Genomic DNA, 18,126 nt, shown 5'->3' with positions numbered 1-18,126 from the left:
CTCAGACTTCCAGTCGTTGTACTTTCTCGAATGCCGGCATGTCGCTGCTCAGCACGTTCATGACGTCGGTGCGGGCCTGCAACGGACCTTGGTTCAGATTCGGCAGCAGGTGCTCAAGATGACGTCCTTCTTCAATGCCGTGATCCACCAGCAGTTGCAAATTATCGGCCACGTCAGACAATTGCGAATCCGATAAGCCCGCTGCGGACTCGGCGTTCCGCAGCCGAATCCAGTACCACCAGCGGATCTCATCGAACACTATCAGCGTGTCGCTCTTCAGGTGCAGCGGATATTTTTGTTCGCCATTAGAGGCATCAACTTTTTCTGTTTGTTCCCAAACACGCCATTGTTGATCGTCGCTGTGGGCGGGCGGGGTGTAGACGCTGGCCCAGGGGCCGAACAGCGCTCGGGCGGGTACCGTCAGCGCCAGCGCGCTCCAGAATGCCGGGTCGTAGTAGCGCGCCAGCGAGTCACCATGAGACGGGTCGTTCATGCGCAGGAGGCGACGAGCATGCAAGAGCGCGGTCTCTGGCTTTTCACGCGAGGTCAGCAAAATTCCCGCGCGGTTGTCGCGGCATAGCTCTATGGCTTGGGCGGCGGCAGGACTTCCCGGTGTCAGTTGCAGCCAGATCGGACTGACATCATTCATTTCGGCAAACGGCGTGTCCTGAAACAGCTTTTCAACACCATTCAACCCGGACTGTTGATAAAGCTTTTCCAGAGCCCGAGGCTGGCGAACGCTGTCGATGATTCCATACAGGGTGCGGTTTCCACTGTTGCCCGATGGCGTTGTGGCCACGGGTTGTTCAAGGAAATGACTCAGCCATTCAGACATGGGCAAACCTCTCGCGAGCAAGCGCCATTGGCTTGCTTTCCACAGATCGGAACAAGGGGCAGGCCTTGAACGCTTTTTCGTACAAACGGATTGGTCATTGGCGGGACTAACACCTTGCCAGCCTTGTCAGCGTCAGCCTGTTTCACGACGCCCGGCAACAAAGGAGCCGCGCCGGTGCCACTCCCCGGGCTACCACCGGAGTTCATATTGATCACCGGCCCACTCATGGTCACGCCACCAGCATCAATCTTGATGAAGCTGCCGCCGCCGATCAGGGTCAGCTCACTACCGGCTTCCATCACCACTTTCATGCCGCTGCTGAGGTGGATTTCCTGGCCGGCGTCGATGAACTGGCCGGTGCCGATCTTGATGTGCTGGTTCACGCCGACGGTGAGGTGGTCGTTGGCGCGGGTTTCGACTTTGCGGTCGGCGTAGACGGTGTGGTGTTCTTCGGCTTTGAATTCGCTGTAGCTGTTCTGTTCGACGGTGTCGTGGCGTTCGTTGCCGACGCGGATTTTCTGGTCGTGCTCGATGTTTTCGTCCCAGTCGCGCTGGGCGTGCAGATAGATCTGCTCCTGGCCTTTTTTGTCTTCGATGCGCAGTTCGTTGTAGCCGCCACCGCCCATGGAACTGAGGGTCTTGAAGGTGCTGCGGGTCTTGTTTGCCGGCAGTGGATAGGGGACGGTGTTTTCCTTGTGGTACAGGCAGCCGCTGATCAACGGTTGATCGGGGTCGCCTTCAAGGAAGGTGACGAGCACTTCCATGCCGATGCGTGGGATGGCGATGCCGCCGTATTGCGCGCCAGCCCAGGCACTGGAGACGCGCAACCAGCAGCTGGTTTTGTCGTCGGCTTCGCCTTCGCGGTCCCAGTGGAACTGGACTTTGACGCGGCCGTATTCGTCGCAGTGGATCTCTTCACCTTTCGGGCCGGTGACCACAGCGCTCTGGCTGCCGAGGATGCGCGGTTTCGGGTGGCGCAGGGGCGGGCGGTTCGGCACGTCCCATGGGGTCGCCTGGAAGCGGTTGCGATAGCCCTGGTGGAAATCGTCTTTCAGCGCGGTGGTGTCGCTGGTCACCGACTCTTCGAGGACCTGCGGCTGCTTGCCTTCGTGGTGGACTTCGGTGAGCAGCCAGAGGTCATTCCATTTGGCTTTCGGGTGCGCGGTCAGGGCGAGGAAGTGGCCGCTGACCAGCAACGGTTGATCGCTCTTGCCTTCAGCCAGCTTGAAATCGCTGCGATGACGTTCGAGGGCGCGTTTGGCCAGGTGTTTGCCGCGCTCGCGGTCGATGAAACGACCTGGGTAATCGTAGTCTTCGAGGTCGGGCAGGGCGTCGCCACGGTTTTCGCTTTCGAGGGTGAGGCGTGGTTTTTCGAAGTCGTAATCGCGGCGGGTGGTGCGGCTGGTGCGGGTTTCCAGGCGCAGGTCGAAGCGCTTGATCACCGGGTCGCTGGCGACCATGCCGGAGTCTTGCTGATAGGCCACAGGCTTGAGTTTCGGGAACACCGTCTGGTCATCGCCGAACAGCAGTTTGTGCGCCGTCGCCGTGTGCTCGAAGTGGTAGTGGATACCTTCTTCTTCGCACAGGCGCTGGATGAAATGCAGGTCCGACTCATCGTATTGCACGCAGTAGATGCGCTCGGGATAAATCGAACCGGTCTTGAATTCGTAGGCGTTGCTTTGAATGCCGTGCTCTTCGAGGACCATGCCGATGATTTTCGGCACGCTGAGGTTCTGGAAGATGCGCTGGTTGACGCGATGCGCCAGGTAGGACAGTTGCGGGCGCAGGGTCACCGAGTAACGGGTCAGGCGTTTGCCGGAATCACCTTGCGCGGCGCGGTAGATCTGACCGTGGATGCCGCTGCCGTCGGGCGACAGTTGCAGGAAGGCCGGTTTGTGCAACAGGGTTTCGAGGTCCAGCGACGGCTGCTCACTGACCAGCTCCACCTCGAACACAAAAGGCTGGCTGATGGCTTCCCGACCGGTGAGGGTAAACACCTGGAAATCGGCGGAAAGGCCTTCGATGGTCAGGGCAAAGTGGGTTTCATTGGCCGGCGCGAACATCCCTTGTTCCTCGTGCTGTACAGCGGCGTACGTCGACGACCGCAAAGCGGCTCAACTTACGCGAAATTCTGGAGGGCGAAAACAACATCGACCAGCAGAGCTGGCCGATGCTTGTAACGATCAGCCGTAATTAAACGACTGGAGCACGCCAGTCATCGGAACCCGAAGTACCGGATACTTCGTGGGTCCAGGTGATTTTACGGTAGGTGAACTGCACTTCTTCCAGGTGGGTGAAGTGCGAGTTGCCTGGATCCTGGCAGTTGTGCATTTTGTTGTTGATGGCGACGATGATCGCGTCTTCCAGTTTGGTGGTGTAGTAGTGCTCTTGGGTGCCTTGAGCAGAAGTACGGAACCACTGGATAACGATTTCGCTCATGCGCTCGCCGGAGGTCAGAGCAGCTTGCAGCAGAGGCGAAGCCTTGTCGTAGACCTTGGTGATCACAACTGGCTTGTGAACGCGCTGACCGGTTGGCTGACCGGATTGTGGGTCACGCGGGATGATCACGTCGTGGCTGAAAGCCTGAACCATAACCTGGTCTTCGTGGCCTTCCTGGTAGGTGTTGCCTACGGAGTCAGCGGTGAAAGCGCCTGCAGTGATCAGGCCTTGTTTTTCGCCGGTAACCGACATGTACGCTGGTGTTGCCATGGGGTGCTCTCCTTGCGGAATAATTTAAGGTGCCCGGGAGGCGAAATCGCCCGGTGGGTGCCTGACTGTTATCAAGGAGCGTGCCAACAATTGTGGCGACCATGCGGGCCGGGGTGTTTGTCTGATTTTTCAGGCGCTTGTGCGAAATAAAGCGCTCGCTCAAGGCAAAAGTGCGCAAGAAGTTGCGCAGTACTGCGCAACTTCTTGCGCACTTGGCTGCAGGCCTTGTGCGACGTGGCTCTCAGCGGTTTTATCAGGCTTTTTTGCAAAACAAGTGCGCAACTTCTTGCGCACAATGGCCAGATGCCATCATTTGATCGAGGCGGCTGATTAAAACTTTTAGATCAAAAGATCGCAGCCTTCGGCAGCTCCTACATTTGGAATGTATTTTTCCTGTAGGAGCTGCCGAAGGCTGCGATCTTTTCGGCCGTTACCGGGAAAGTGTGGACAGACAATTATCGATCGAACGCTGCTGCGTCGCGGCATACAACCCCAACTCATCAATAGTCGCGCGCCCCAGCGCCTGCTCGAAGGCCTGCCGATTGGAATGCTCGCCATAATGCGCCTGTGCCGCGTCGCCAAGGTTCGACTGAAAAATCCCCGCCGCACTCACCGGCAGGAAATCTTCGTACACCAACGGCTGCGCTTTCACATAGCCATCGCGCAACAAGTCCTCCAGAGACGATTGCCCAAGCCCTCCAGCGGCCAGCCCTTTTTCCGTGGCGAAATAGCGAAAGTACGCCAACCCTTGTTCTCGCATACCCTCGGCACTGTCAGGGAATTCGCCAAAGTGCTGAGCCATCAGCGCGTTGTAGCGTGCGGCATTGCCTTCGTTGGGGAAGTCACCGAGTTCATCGCGCGCGGCATTCAGCAAGCGGTCATACAGCGCCCGACCTTTGGGCGTGAGCGCCGCGCCGCGCTGTTCGATTTCGCCGAAACGCGCGCTGTGACTGCCACGGGTTTGGTTCTGATCGGTGAAGGCGATCGGCTCGTCCAGTGCCTTGAAACTGGTTTGGCGCAGCAGGATCGGGCACTGCCGGCGCGGCGGGCCTTCGATCACGGCTTTCGGGGTGATGCCATGGGCCGGCATCTGTTCCTGGACGCGGTCGATGTCCAGCGTGCGTGGCGTCAGGTGATTGATGTGCGGGCCTTTGAATGCGACCACATCGGCGATCAAGCGATGTTGGGCGCTCAAAGATTGATATTGCGCAGCGGTAACCGTGGCGCTGTGATGCCAGCGAAAGGTTTCCAATGCCTGTAGGACGAATGCCTCGGCCTCGCTTTCATTCAGTCCGCCCGCGTTTTCAGCTTGCGCGATCAGGCGCAACGCCTCCGAGGTAAAGATCGAACGCTTGGCCAGCACTGATTCGGCAAAGGCACGCAGTTGCGCATCCTCAATCAACTCGAGGCGCAACAGCGACGTAAACACGCGAAACGGGCTGACTTGCAGCGCCTCTTCATGCACCGCGCGAAACGCTGTGGAATGCACCGGCACGCCCGCTGGGGTCAGGTCGTAATAACCCACCGGTTGCATGCCCATCACTGCAAACAGGCGGGCGAGGGTGGCCAGCTCCGTCGCGGTGCCGACACGAATGGCGCCATGGCGCTCCATGTCCAGCCGTTGGATTTCGCCGGTGCTGTCGAGCTGGCAGGCGATGTCCGGCTGACGTGCAAGCACCTCGCGGTTGGTTTGCTCGACCAATTGCATCAGCGCGCCGTACAGCGGCACTTCTTCGCGGTACATGTCGGACATCGCTTTGGAGAAGCGTTGGCGGATCAGGTCGGGGCTGACGAACGGCTGCACGGTCATGAAAAAAATTCCTGCCACGGTCACGAAATGGATGAGGGAAAAGATCGCAGCCTTCTCGCACGCGGGCAAACGAAGAATCCTACGAACTTCATTCTGCCAACGACTGATCCACCAGTTCGATCCAGTGCATCACCCGCGTGCGTCCGGCGCTGGCCAGATGACTCTGGCAGCCGACGTTGGAAGTGACGATCAGCTCAGGGCGGCCACTCTCCAGCGCATTGAGGCGGTTGTCGCGCAGTTGCCGGGCCAGCACCGGTTGCGTCAGCGAATACGTGCCTGCCGAGCCGCAGCACAAATGGCCGTCGGGCACGGCGGCGAGGTTGAAACCGAGGCGTGTCAGCACGGCTTCCACCGCGCCGCCCAGTTTCAACGCGTGCTGCAAAGTGCACGGGCAATGCACGGCAATCCGCCGTTCAGTGGCGGCGCAGATCTGTTCGAGCGGTTCCTGCGCGAGTATCTGCACCAGATCCAGCGTCCGCTCGCTGATTTCCCGGGCCTTGGCCGCATACAGCGGATCGTCTTCCAGCAAATGCCCGTAATCCTTGATGAATGCGCCGCAACCGCTGGCGGTTTGCACAATCGCTTCGGCGCCGTTTTGCAGGTGCGGCCACCAGGCATCGATGTTCTGCCGGGCACGGTCGAGGCCTTTGGCCTGGGCGTCGAGGTGATAGTCCAATGCGCCGCAACACCCGGCCTCGGCCACCGGGGTGACGCTGATGCCCAAGCGATCCAGCACCCGCGCCGTGGCGTCATTGGTGTTTGGCGATAACCCCGGTTGTACGCAGCCTTCAAGCAGCAGCACTTGCCGGGCATGGCGCGGGGCGGGACGCAAACCGGAAAACGGCAGATGCTGCGGCAGTTTGCTTTCAAGCAAGCGCGGCAACAGCGGCCGGAACGTCGTGCCTACCCGCAGCAAGCCTTTGAACAACCCCGGATTCGGCGCCAATGCGCGCAACCCTTCGCGCAATAGGCGTTGCGCGGCCGGACGTGGCACCGCGTGATCGACCACCGCGCGGCCGATGTCGAGCAGGTTGTGATAGTCGACGCCGGACGGGCAGGTGGTTTCGCAGTTACGGCACGACAGGCAGCGGTCCAGATGCAGTTGCGTCTGTGCAGTGGCCGGCGCACCTTCGAGCACTTGCTTGATCAGGTAGATGCGCCCGCGCGGGCCATCCAGTTCATCGCCGAGTAACTGATAGGTCGGGCAGGTCGCGTTGCAGAAACCGCAATGCACGCAGGTGCGCAGAATCTTTTCCGCCTCGGCGGCGCGGGGCAGTTGCCGTGACTGTTCGCTGAGGGTGGTTTGCATGGCTAGAACTCCGCGTACATGCGCCCGGGGTTGAACAGCCCTTGCGGGTCGAGTTGCGCTTTGAGTTGTCGGTGATAGCGCAGCAGTGTCCAGGCTAGCGGCTGGAATGGCGAAGAGCTGGCGCCGTGGGTGAAGCAGGTGGCATGGCCGCCGAGTTCCTGAGCGAGAATATGAATGTGCTCAACGTCGGATTTCAGCCAGCGTTGTGCCCCGGCCCAGTCGATCAGTTGCTCGCCGGGCAGATCCAGTGGCCCGAGATTGTTCGGCAACGACAAGCGCCACAGCGGCAGACCTTCGTTGAAAAAGGCTAGACGCTGCTCATTCAGATCTCGCCAGAACCCTGAATCCAGCGGCTCACCACCGAGTCGTTGATGCGCCGCCGTCACCGAACCTTCGCCGCCTTCAAGCCGCAGATACAGACTCTGACCATCGTGACACGCGGCACTGATCGGCAGCGGTTGCTGACCCCATTCGGCAAGCTTGGCCAGTGCCCGCGAGCAGTCCATATCGAGACGAATGCTCAGACACTGGCGTGGTTTCGGCAGGACTTTCAGCGACACTTCGGTGAGCACGCCGAGGCAGCCGTAACTGCCGGCCATCAACCGCGACAGGTCATAACCGGCGACGTTCTTCATCACTTCGCCGCCGAAGCGCAGGTGCTGACCGAGGCCAGTGATCACCCGCGTGCCAAGGACGAAGTCGCGCACCGAGCCCGACCACGGTCGTCGTGGCCCGGACAAACCGGTGGCGATCATGCCGCCGACTGTCGCGCCTTCACCGAACGCCGGCGGTTCGCACGGCAGCATTTGTCCGGCGGCATCCAGCGCTGCAAACAGCTCGGACAAAGGCGTGCCGGCGCGCGCCGTGACCACCAGTTCGGTAGGCTCATAACGGACGATGCCGCAGTGGGCGCGGGTGTCGAGCACTTCCCCGGCGACCTCGCGGCCGAGAAACGCTTTGCTGTTGCCACCCTGAATCTTCAGCGGCGTGGCATTGGCCCGCGCCTCGTTGACCTGATCGAGCAGGGCGCTGGCGGCGTCGACATCGGCCATCAGAAGCGCTCCAGTTCGGGGAATGGCAGTTGCCCGGCGTGAATGTGCATCGCGCCGAATTCGGCGCAGCGGTGCAGGGTCGGAATGTTCTTGCCGGGGTTGAGCAGGCCTTGTGGGTCGAACGCGGTTTTTACTGCATGGAACAGGCTTAGTTCGTCGTTGTTGAATTGCGCGCACATCTGATTGATTTTCTCGCGGCCGACGCCGTGTTCGCCGGTGATGCTGCCGCCGACCTGCACGCACAGTTCGAGGATCTTGCCGCCCAAGGCTTCGGCGCGGTGCAGCTCGCCGGGTTGGTTGGCGTCGAACAGAATCAGCGGGTGCATGTTGCCATCACCGGCATGGAACACGTTGGCCACGCGCAATCCATATTCTTCGCCGAGGCGGGCGATGCCTTGCAAGACGCCGGGCAATTCGCGGCGCGGGATGGTGCCGTCCATGCAGTAGTAGTCCGGTGACAAACGGCCGATCGCGGGAAACGCATTTTTGCGCCCGGCCCAGAAGCGCACGCGCTCGGCTTCGTCGCGGGCCTGACGCACTTCGGTGGCGCCGGCCGCGGTCATGACCTCGCGCACCCGTTGGCAATCGTCGTGGACATCGGCTTCGACGCCATCGAGTTCGCACAGCAGAATCGCCTCGGCATCGACCGGGTAACCGGCGTGGATGAAATCTTCAGCGGCGCGAATGGCGAGGTTGTCCATCATCTCCAGGCCGCCGGGAATGATCCCCGCCGCGATGATTTCGGCGACCGCGCGGCCGGCCTTTTCCACTGAATCGAAACTGGCCAGCAGGACTTTCGCGACTTGCGGTTTGGGCAGCAGTTTGACCGTGACTTCGGTGATGATCCCCAGCAAACCTTCGGAACCGGTGAACAACGCGAGCAGATCGAAACCCGCTGAGTCGAGCGCGTCCGAACCCAGGGTCAGGCGTTCGCCTTCAATGGTCAGCACTTCGATTTTCAGCAGGTTGTGCACGGTCAAACCGTACTTGAGGCAATGCACGCCGCCAGCGTTTTCGGCGACGTTGCCGCCGATCGAACAGGCGATTTGCGAGGACGGATCCGGCGCGTAATACAGACCGAAAGGCGCGGCTGCCTGGGAAATCGCCAGATTAGGCACCCCCGGTTGCACCCGCGCGGTGCGCGCGGCGGGATCGATGTGCAGGATATTATTGAAGCGCGCCATCACCAGCAGCAGGCCCTGTTCCAGCGGCAAGGCGCCGCCGGACAACCCGGTACCGGCGCCACGCGCAACCACCGGGACGTTCTTCTGATGGCAGAGTTTGAGCAGGGTTTGCACTTGCTCAAGTCGTCGGGGCAGGGCGACCAGCATCGGCGTGGTGCGGTAGGCGGAGAGGCCGTCGCATTCATAGGGTTTGAGTTCTTCCTCGCGCCACAGAATATCCAGATCAGGCAGCGCTTGCTGCAATGCCTTGAGGAATTCGGCCTTGTTCACCTTCGGTAACGGGCCGTCGAGGCGTTCGTCATAAAGAATGTTCATCTACACCTCAGACCTCGTCAGCTTGTAGGAGCCGTCGAGTGAAACGAGGCTGCGATCTTTTGATCTTGTTTTTTACAAGCAGAATCAAAAGATCGCAGCCTTCGGCAGCTCCTACACAGGATGTGTTGAGTGTCATTTCTGGCTTCCGAGGAATTCACGATACAGGCGTGCAGTATTCCCCGGCTGTTCAACCATCGGCATGTGCCCGACATGATCCCAGACATCCACGCGCAAATTGGCGATGCCCTTGCTCCACACCGGCACGCTGCTGACATCGATCAGCCGATCCTTGCGCCCCCAGAGCAACAGCGCCGGGCACTTGATGTCGGGCAGTTTCGGCTCCATCGGCGGGCTGGCGCGAAAATCGCGGAAGATCTCTTCCAGTTCATCGCGTTGTTGCTCGTAGCGCTGGGCGATGGCGTCCAGCACCAGGTTCGGCACCCACGGTGGCGACTCCATGGTCATCGCGTAAAACTGGCGAAATTCTTCCCGGGAGTTGATCAGAAACGGGTTATGCCCGCGCGCCAGATGCCGCTCCATGTCGCTGACCTCGGGCGCGGTGACGCCCGCCGGGTCGATCAATGCCATCGAAGCGATGCGGTCCGGATAAGTCGCCGCCAGCCACGCGGCGATGTAGCCGCCCATCGAGTTGCCGATCACATGGACTTTCTCCACGCCGCAGACGTCGAGCAACTGGATCATGCGTTTGGCTTGCAGCGGAATGTCATAACCGCCGCCCGCCTTGAAGCCGGTTTCACCATGGCCGGCGAGGTCCGGGATGATCACCCGATACTGGCGCACAAAGTGCCGGGAAAAGCGCAGCCACAGGTTCTTCTCGCCGCTGTAGCCATGCAGCATCAGAATCGCGCTGGCCGCTTCGTACGGCCCGCCCTGCCAGGTCGAGACGGTCATCTCGGCGATCGGCACTTCGATCTTGTGCAATTTGTACAACTTGGCCTCGATGGCCATGTTCAGGTCGTACAGCCAATGACCGACCGCCGGATAACTCAACCAGCTCCAGGCCACGAAAACCGCGAGGGCGACAAACAGCAAAAGCATCGACGTCTTCCTTTTACGTGTTCAGGACAGAATGTGGTCGGCCGGTTTCAGCGCTCGGGTCAAGCGGTGATAGCTGAAACTGAAGCCGGGAAACATCGCGATCACATGACCGCTCTTGCTTTGATACCAACTGTGGCAGCCGCCGGACTTCCAGACCGTGCGCTCCATCTCCCGATGAATCATCTCAGTGTAGGTACGTTCCGCATCACGGCGCACTTCGATGCTGCGCAGACCTTTGGCCTGCACGGTGCGAATGCAGTCGAGGATGTAGTTCATCTGCGACTCGATGATGAACAGCGCCGAGGTGTGCCCAATGCCGGTGTTGGGCCCGGTGACGATAAACAAGTTGGGAAAGTCCGGCAGGCTGGTGCCCAGATAGGCGCGCGGGTATTGCGCCCAGACCTCTCTGAGTTGTACGGCGTTTTTTCCGCTGACCGGGTAGGAAATCACCCCGTCGGTGGCGGCGTAACCGGTCGACCAGACGATCAGATCAACATCGATGTGCTGACCGTCCTGAGTGTTGATCCCGGTTTCGTCGATGGAAGCGATGCCTTGCTCGCGGGTATGCAAGGTGACGTTGGCGCGACTCAGCGCCGGGTAATAGGTGCTGGAAACCAGCACCCGTTTGCAGCCGATGGTGAAGTCCGGGGTGAGTTTTTCTCGTAGCACCGGGTCCGGCACCTGGCGTTTGAGAAAGCGCAGGGCGTGCTGCTGGACCATGTGAATCGCCGCTTTCGAGTATTTGAAGGCGATGACCCGGGTTTCGAATTGCCAGTAAATCAGCCAGCGCAATAGTTTGTAGGCGGGTTTGCGGCCAAGCAGCCAGCGTTGCAACGGCCCGAACTGACGATCGGCGCGGGGCAGCACCCAATGCGGCGTGCGCTGGAACACGTGCAGTTGCTCGACCTGCGGCGCAATCGCCGGAATCACCTGCACCGCGCTGGCACCGCTGCCGACGATGGCCACGCGTTTACCGCGGTAGTCGTAGCTGTGATCCCAATTGTTTGTATGAAAAGTCTTGCCTTGAAAGCGATCCTGGCCGGGAAAGTGCGGAATGACCGGTTGGCTCAATGGCCCGGTGGCATTGATCAGGAACTGCGCATAAAAGGTGCCTTTGCTGGCGGTGTGCACAGCCCAGCGTTTTTCCGTGTCGTCCCATTCGACGCGCTCGACATTGGCTTGCAGCTCCACGCGTTTGCGCAAATCGAACTGCTCGATCACATGCTCGGTGTAGTGCTGCAGTTCGGCCTGTCCGGCGAACATCTGCGACCAGCGGTACGGCGCAAACGACAGCGAATACAGCGGCGATGGCACGTCCACCGCCGCGCCGGGGTAGGTGTTCTGGCACCAGGTGCCGCCAAAGAAGTCCCGTCGCTCCAGCAGGCGAAAATCGTCGATCCCGGCCTTGAGCAGGTTGACCGCAGCACATTGACCGCCAAAACCACTGCCGATGATCAACACTTTATAGATGTGCATGGGCCTCCTTCTTATAGTTTTTTTTCCATTTTGCTCCTTTCATGTATAGCCAAATATTTGCACTGTGTGCGGCCATGATGTCGCTCTATTCAGCCCGCTGGCCGGTGATGGCTATTTAACGTCGCCCTGTTAGACTTCCAGCACATCCGTCCTGCGGTGTGCGTGATCGAGGTCCTTATGGGAAATACCGGAGGAAAGGGACTTTCATTGGCCAGGAGGCTTTATACGTCGCGCATCCTCGGGTTGATTCTGGGGCTCGTGTGCGTGAGCGTGGCGATGTACTCGCTCGATCCGCCGCTGTGGGTCTGGGCACTGATGTTTTTCAACGGCCTGGTCTGGCCGCATCTGGCGTTTCAATGGGCACGCCGCGCCCGGGTTCCTTACCACGCTGAACACCGCAATCTGTTGATCGACGCCTTTTTCGGCGGCTTTTGGCTTGCCGCCATGCATTTCAATCCGCTGCCCACGGCGACGACCATTTCGATGATGGCGATGAACAACGTCGCTATCGGTGGTTCACGTTTTCTATTGGCAGGCTCGGCGGCGCAATTGCTCGGGGTCGGCGTCGGGCTGGTGGTGTTTGCTCCGGCATTCGTTCCTCAGACCACGCCTGCGCAAATGTATGCCTGTTTCCCGTTACTGCTGCTGTACCCGTTGGCGCTGGGCTGGATCTGCTTTCGCCAGGCCTACACCTTGGGTCGGCATAAACGCGAATTGCTTGCCCTGAGCCGCACCGACAGCCTCACCGGGTTGCTCAATCACGGCGCCTGGAAGGATCAACTGGAGATTGCTTTTCAGCGCTGTAAACGGCAGAAACAGGGCGCGGCGATTGCGCTGATCGACATCGATCACTTCAAGGCAATCAACGACACTTACGGCCATGTTGCGGGCGACATCGTGTTGCGCCAGTTGAGCAAATTACTTAAACAAAACCTGCGGGCGACTGACGTTGCCGGGCGTTACGGCGGTGATGAGTTCTGCGTGATTTTGCCGGATCTGCCGCTGTTCAACGCCGCGCAAGCCATGGAAGCGTTGCGCGAGCGTTTCGCGATTCTGGGTTATGAGCAGAATCCGGCGTTGAAGGTCAGTTTGAGTATCGGCCTGGCGGCGTACGATCCGGCGCATGCCGACGCGACACGCTGGCTCAATGATGCCGATCAGGCGTTGTACGAGGCCAAGGCGAGCGGGCGTAATCGGGTGATCTGCAATTGTGATGGCAAGCCCCGGCGGACGTTGCTGGATTCGGTTTGACCGCTACACCGTAGATCCCCTGTGGGAGCGAGCCTGCTCGCGAAAGCGCTGGGTCAGTCAACATTGATATCGCCTGACACGACGCCTTCGCGAGCAGGCTCGCTCCCACAGGGTTTGTGTGTTGTCGGTTAGATCAGTGTCGCATTCGGTGTAGAGCCTCGCGCCGATGTCGGGTACGGTTGAATCCCCCCGACGCGAAACAAGGATCGCTTCATGACGTGCTCATTTTCTCGCTCCCTGTTGGCCGCCAGTCTCGGCCTGTCTCTTGCTTTCTCCGCTGCCTACGCCTTCGCCGAACCGCACAAACAAGTGCTCGCCGATGCCGAGCAATACCAGCCAGAAGCGCTGAAACTGTTGGAGCGGCTGGTCAATATCGACTCCGGTTCAGGTTACGAGCCGGGCCTCAAGCAAGTCGGCGATATCGCCATCGATGAGCTGAAAAAACTCGGCGCCACCATCGAACTGGTACCGAACACACCGGAAAAATCCAACCATGTACTCGCGACGCTGAAAGGCACCGGCAAGGCGAAAATCCTGCTGATGGCGCACATGGACACGGTGTTCAAGGAAGGTTCAGCGGCCGAGCGGCCGTTTCACATCAAGGATGGTCGTGCTTACGGGCCGGGGGTGATGGATGACAAGGGCGGCATCGTCGCCGGGATCTATGCGCTGAAAGTCCTGAAAAACCTCGACTTCAAGGACTACGCGCAAATCACTTTTCTGCTCGACGCCAGCGAAGAAACCGGCTCGGACGTCGCCACCGACCTGATCAAGAAAACCGCAAAACAGCACGACGTGACCCTCAATCTGGAGCCGGGGCGCCCGGCCGATGGATTGGTGGTGTGGCGCAAGGGCAGCGCGACGGCGCTGGTCGAGGTCAAGGGCAAAGCCGCACACGCCGGCGTCGCTCCGGAACTGGGGCGCAATGCCGCAATGGAAGCGGCGCACCAGATTCTGCAACTGGGCAAACTCGGCGATGAAGCGAAGAAAACCACCATCAACTTCACCGTGCTCAAGGCCGGCGACCGCACCAACGTGATTCCCGATCAAGCCACGGCCAAGGCCGACGTGCGCGCGGCGGTGCCGGAGGAGTTCGACCGGATCGAGAAGGATCTGGCGCGGGTGTCCCAGGACAAGCTGATTGCTGATACGGAAGTGAAGACGTCTCTGCAGCGCGGCTTGCCACCGATGCCGCAGACGCCTGAGTCGGATCGCCTGATGGCCATGGCTCAGGGGATTTACGGCGAGATTGGCCGCAAGTTGACGGAGGAGGGCAGTGGCGGTGCGGCGGATGCCAGTCTGTCCGCCGGGGTCGGCACGCCGACACTGGATGGCTTCGGGATTGTTGGTGGCAATATTCATACGCCGGAGGAATACGCCGAAGTGGCGAGCGTGGCGCCGCGGATTTATCTGTTGTCGCGGATGATTATGGAGTTGGCCAAGTCGCGGTGAGTGGGTTCGTGGTGTGACTGATGCGGGTGGGGTGTCAGGTGCATTTGCCCTCACCCTAACCCTCTCCCAGAGGGAGAGGGGACTGACCGTGTTGTGTGTGATTAACACGGCGACCTGAAAGATCCATTTTGAATTCAAAATCGGATTCAGCGCGGTATCACAAGTCGGCGTAGCTCCCGAGCATCCCCCAATCAGTTCCCTCTCCCTCTGGGCGGTCCGACGTTTCGGGAGGGCTAGGGTGAGGGGCTTTTGTGGGAAAAGTGGAAGCTGTGAGTGACCAGTGCGGTACATCTGTTGATGCGCGAGGGCTGTGCGATTCTGAATGTGATTCAGGCGCGGGCGGTGCAGCGGGAGGAGGCTTACAAGACACCGGTTTAGCGGTGTAGCGGCTGTTGCTATCGCGAGCAGGCTCACTCCTACAGTAGATCTTCAGTGCACACAGTATTTGTGTTCAACACTGATCAATTGTAGGAGTGAGCCTGCTCGCGATGGCGTCAGCCCGGCCAACCCATCACTCCTTGACGCTCATGTATTCCTTGGCCCAGAGAATGTATTCCTCCGGCTGGGTATAGGTGTGCGTCAACTCGGTAGCGCTCAGGTCGGACGCCTGGGTAAAGATCTGCCGCTGTTCGCGCAGGCTGTCATACGTCGCTTTGATCGCGGCAAAGTAAGCGCCATGCCCATCAATGGTCACGCGCACACCGAGTTCGGCCAGACGCTTGTCGTCGCGCAGCGCCGGGTTGCCGTAGGTCACCAGCATCAGCGGTACGGTCAGGTGTTCGGCGATTTGCTCGAGCTGATCGAAATCCTGAATCCCGACCATGCAAATACCGTCAGCCCCGGCCGCCTGATACTGGCGAGTGCGGCTGATGATTTCCTGGTTCGGCAGGATGCCGGCGTTGGTACGGGCGATGATCGCCATTTCCGTATCAACCCGGGCTTCCAATGCCGCGCGGATCTTGCCGACGCCTTCGGCCACGGTGATCAGGTCGGTGGATTTGCGGCCGAATTGTGCCGGCAGCAAGGTGTCTTCGATGGTCAGGGCGGCGACCCCGGCGCGTTCCAGTTCGACGATGGTGCGCATCACGTTGAGGGCGTTGCCGTAGCCGTGGTCGGCGTCGGCGATCACCGGCAATTGGGCGACGCGGCCGATGCGGGTGGCCTGTTCGGCGAACTCGCTGAGGGTGATCAGGGCAAAGTCCGGGGCACCGAGCACCTGCAACGAGGCCACGGAACCGCCGAGAATCCCCACTTCAAAACCCAGGTCAGCGGCAATGCGCGCGGACATCGGATCGAACACCGACGCCGTGTGATAGCAGGTGTCGGAAGCCAGCAGTTGACGGAAGTTACGGCGCAAATCTTGATGGGAAAGCCTGGTCATACGAGTTCCACCAATACAAAGGAATGGAAAGGCTTGAACAAAGGTGTCAACGCCGAAGAATGAAAAGGCTATCACGCGAATGGGTCAATGATCATGACGAATTTGCAAGGGACAGGTTGTCGCGGACGCTTTTGCTGAAAGGATTTACCTTTTTGCGATGGTGACCGTCAGGCCGCCACCGCCTGTTGCTGTTGATTGGGCAGCATCGCCGCGCGCACCGAATTGCCCGGTTGCAGTTGCAGGCGCTTGGCCGTGAGGCGGTCAATCACCAGGCTGCTGCCGACCCGGCGGGCGCGGGCGACGGTGATGCGGCAGTTTTCCAGACGACGATTGTGAATCAGCCACAACGGTGCCTGTTCATCCGGGCTGCCGAGGCTCAAGGTCAGCTCAAGACTTTCGCGCACGGTGCGGATATTGCGCACTGGCGCCTCGATCACCGGGCCGCCGTCGAAAATGTCAATGTAGCCTTTGTGGGTAAACCCTTCGGCCTGGAGGATTTTCAGTGCCGGCTCGGTATTCGGGTGTGCCTGGCCGATCGCCGCCTGCGCCTGTTCGGTGAGCATGCAGGTGTACAACGGCTGGCGCGGCATCAGTTCGGCGATGAACGATTTGTTACCCAGCCCGGACAAGTGATCGGCATGGCTGAAGTCCATTTGAAAGAAATGCCGGCCCAGGCTGTCCCAGAACGGCGAACAACCGTGTTCATCGGCACTGCCGCGCAATTCGGCAATCATCTTCTCGCCGAACAGGTGCGGGAATTCGGCAACGAACAGCAGGCGCCCCAGTGACAACAAGCGGCCATTACTGCCGTGACGCTGATCATGGCCGAGAAACAGCGAGCACAGTTCCGATTGGCCGGTCAGTTCGTTGTTGAGAAACAGCGTCGGGATCTGTCGTTGAATACCCAGGTCCGGCGCCGAACTCACGGTCAACCCGACCCGGTAGTTGTACCAGGGCTCGCGCAGGCCGACCGCCCCGGCCAATGCGCTGACGCCGACCACGCGCATGTCGTCGTCTTCGAGTACAAAGAGATAGTCCGCGTCGGCCCGCTCCACCTGTTCGGCGAACGCCCGTTGTGCCCAACGGACCCGGTGGGACAGGCGATCTTCGTTGGCCGGCAGGGTGGTGAACCCCGGGCCGGCCTGTTGCACCAGCGCCATCAAGGCTGGCAGGTCGCTGACTTTGACCGGGCGGACAATCATGCTGTAACTCCTTCTGCGCGCCTGTTCGGGCACTGTCGTTGACTGCGCAACCGCGCGGGTTTCACAGGGCAATCAGCCGGATCGGGCTGCCATCGGTCACGTTCAGCGCCGCACACATTGCAGGGGTGAGGGGCAGCGGTTGATCGGTCTGGTAATCGAGTTCGGCCATGATTGCGCGGAAGCCGTGCAGCGCATCGTTGCTCAGCAGATAACGGCCACGGGCATCGATCTGTGGCCGTTGCTGCACCGTTGCGGTCTGGCTGCGGGCAATCGAACGGATATTCGACGTGCGCGCATACAGGGTCGGGCCGGCGTCGAACAAGTCGATGTAGCTATTGGTTTCGAAGCCTTCGCGCTCAAGAATGTCGAACGCTTCCTGACCGTCCGGGTGAATACGACCGATACAATCCTGCGCCGCTTGCGGCAGCATCGGCACGTAGATCGGGTATTGCGGCATCAGTTCAGCCAGGAACGAGCGGCTCTGCAGGCCGCAAAGACGTTCGGCCTCGGCGTAGGGCAGATCGAAGAAATGTTTGCCCAGCGCATCCCAGAACGGTGAATTGCCGGTCTCGTCGCTGTAGCCGACGATTTCGGTAATCACCGCTTCGGCAAAGCGCGGCGCATGGGCAGCGATGAACAACAGGCGCGCGCGGGACAGCAATTCGGAAAATGGCGTGCGCACCAGCCCGGCGTCGATATGAAAACCGCGCAGCAGCGTGTGATCGTTGAGGTCATGGCACAGCGACAGCGCTGGCACGCCGTGTTCGATGTTCAGCTCGCGGGACGCACTGGTGAAGTGGCGGTTGCGCAGGCTGTAGAACGGCTCGTCGAAGCCTGCAGTCGCGAGAATTTCCGAGCAGCCAACCAGCCGCTGATCGTCCAGATCCTCCAGCACAAAGAAGTAATTCTCCGGGCCGTGGGCCGTCGCTGCGCTGGCGAACGAGGCACAGGAACCGGCGATTTTCGCGCGCAGGCGCTCGCTGTCGTCCGGCAGGGAGGTCACGCCCACCAGACTGTCGCGGGCCAATTGTTGGAGCTGGGGCAGGTCAGTCTGCTCGACTGGGCGTAGGACCAGCATGGATGTACTCCTG

14 protein-coding genes are annotated in these 18,126 nt (G+C 60.2%); 2 read left to right on the top strand and 12 right to left on the bottom strand.

Going from position 1 to position 18,126, the window contains the following annotated elements:
• Position 1: 1 nt before the first annotated feature.
• The 9 genes from ACI514_RS14670 to ACI514_RS14630 all read right to left on the bottom strand — a co-directional run bounded on the left by ACI514_RS14670 (position 2) and on the right by ACI514_RS14630 (position 11,749).
• Complete coding sequence (locus ACI514_RS14670) at positions 2–835, bottom strand: DUF4123 domain-containing protein (protein ID WP_160057266.1); 834 nt, start codon at positions 833–835, stop codon at positions 2–4.
• The gene (gene tssI / locus ACI514_RS14665; protein ID WP_405124153.1) at positions 820–2,898 is read right to left on the bottom strand and encodes a type VI secretion system tip protein TssI/VgrG; all 2,079 of its coding nucleotides are present in this window, start codon (positions 2,896–2,898) and stop codon (positions 820–822) included. Before tssI ends, ACI514_RS14670 begins: the two co-directional genes overlap by 16 nt.
• Positions 2,899–3,028: 130 nt before the next feature.
• Positions 3,029–3,544: an Hcp family type VI secretion system effector gene (locus tag ACI514_RS14660; protein WP_007919523.1), complete on the bottom strand. Its 516-nt coding sequence runs from the start codon at positions 3,542–3,544 to the stop codon at positions 3,029–3,031.
• 430 nt (positions 3,545–3,974) lie between these two features.
• On the bottom strand, positions 3,975–5,354 hold the full coding sequence (locus ACI514_RS14655; RefSeq protein WP_405124152.1) for a VOC family protein: 1,380 nt from the start codon (positions 5,352–5,354) through the stop codon (positions 3,975–3,977).
• A gap of 88 nt (positions 5,355–5,442) precedes the next feature.
• Positions 5,443–6,663 (bottom strand): glycolate oxidase subunit GlcF, encoded by a 1,221-nt coding sequence (glcF, locus tag ACI514_RS14650; RefSeq protein WP_405124151.1) that lies wholly within the window; start codon positions 6,661–6,663, stop codon positions 5,443–5,445.
• Between the two features lie 2 nt (positions 6,664–6,665).
• Positions 6,666–7,715 carry a glycolate oxidase subunit GlcE gene (gene glcE, locus ACI514_RS14645; RefSeq protein WP_405124150.1) on the bottom strand — a complete coding sequence of 350 codons (1,050 nt, stop codon included), beginning with the start codon at positions 7,713–7,715 and terminating at the stop codon, positions 6,666–6,668.
• Complete coding sequence (glcD, locus tag ACI514_RS14640) at positions 7,715–9,214, bottom strand: glycolate oxidase subunit GlcD (RefSeq protein ID WP_405124149.1); 1,500 nt, start codon at positions 9,212–9,214, stop codon at positions 7,715–7,717. The genes glcE and glcD overlap by 1 nt, the downstream gene beginning before the upstream one ends.
• 132 nt (positions 9,215–9,346) lie before the next feature.
• The gene (locus ACI514_RS14635; protein WP_160057271.1) at positions 9,347–10,273 is read right to left on the bottom strand and encodes an alpha/beta fold hydrolase; all 927 of its coding nucleotides are present in this window, start codon (positions 10,271–10,273) and stop codon (positions 9,347–9,349) included.
• Positions 10,274–10,294: 21 nt separating this feature from the next.
• On the bottom strand, positions 10,295–11,749 hold the full coding sequence (locus ACI514_RS14630) for a flavin-containing monooxygenase (protein WP_405124148.1): 1,455 nt from the start codon (positions 11,747–11,749) through the stop codon (positions 10,295–10,297).
• Positions 11,750–11,926: 177 nt separating this feature from the next.
• On the opposite strand from ACI514_RS14630, the gene ACI514_RS14625 reads away from it, so the two are divergent.
• Together ACI514_RS14625 and ACI514_RS14620 are read left to right on the top strand one after the other, a co-directional pair.
• Complete coding sequence (locus ACI514_RS14625; protein ID WP_077572152.1) at positions 11,927–13,000, top strand: diguanylate cyclase; 1,074 nt, start codon at positions 11,927–11,929, stop codon at positions 12,998–13,000.
• Positions 13,001–13,213: 213 nt separating this feature from the next.
• Entirely contained in the window at positions 13,214–14,452 is a 1,239-nt protein-coding gene (locus tag ACI514_RS14620; RefSeq protein WP_405124147.1) for a M20/M25/M40 family metallo-hydrolase, read from the top strand.
• Positions 14,453–14,963: 511 nt separating this feature from the next.
• Here the strand turns inward: ACI514_RS14620 and ACI514_RS14615 are convergent.
• The 3 genes from ACI514_RS14615 to ACI514_RS14605 all read right to left on the bottom strand — a co-directional run bounded on the left by ACI514_RS14615 (position 14,964) and on the right by ACI514_RS14605 (position 18,113).
• A complete protein-coding gene (locus tag ACI514_RS14615; protein WP_007919546.1) occupies positions 14,964–15,833 on the bottom strand; it encodes an oxaloacetate decarboxylase in 870 nt (289 codons plus the stop codon).
• Between the two features lie 167 nt (positions 15,834–16,000).
• The gene (gene astA, locus ACI514_RS14610) at positions 16,001–17,035 is read right to left on the bottom strand and encodes an arginine N-succinyltransferase (protein WP_077572158.1); all 1,035 of its coding nucleotides are present in this window, start codon (positions 17,033–17,035) and stop codon (positions 16,001–16,003) included.
• A gap of 61 nt (positions 17,036–17,096) precedes the next feature.
• Positions 17,097–18,113, bottom strand: a complete 1,017-nt coding sequence (locus tag ACI514_RS14605; RefSeq protein ID WP_160057275.1) for an arginine N-succinyltransferase — start codon at positions 18,111–18,113, stop codon at positions 17,097–17,099.
• Between the last annotated feature and the right edge of the window lie 13 nt (positions 18,114–18,126).

Source organism: Pseudomonas sp. M20, assembly GCF_045037865.1.
Classification (GTDB): domain Bacteria; phylum Pseudomonadota; class Gammaproteobacteria; order Pseudomonadales; family Pseudomonadaceae; genus Aquipseudomonas.
The sequence above is the reverse complement of the archived record's forward strand: the minus strand, read 5'-3'. Positions and strand labels throughout refer to the sequence as shown.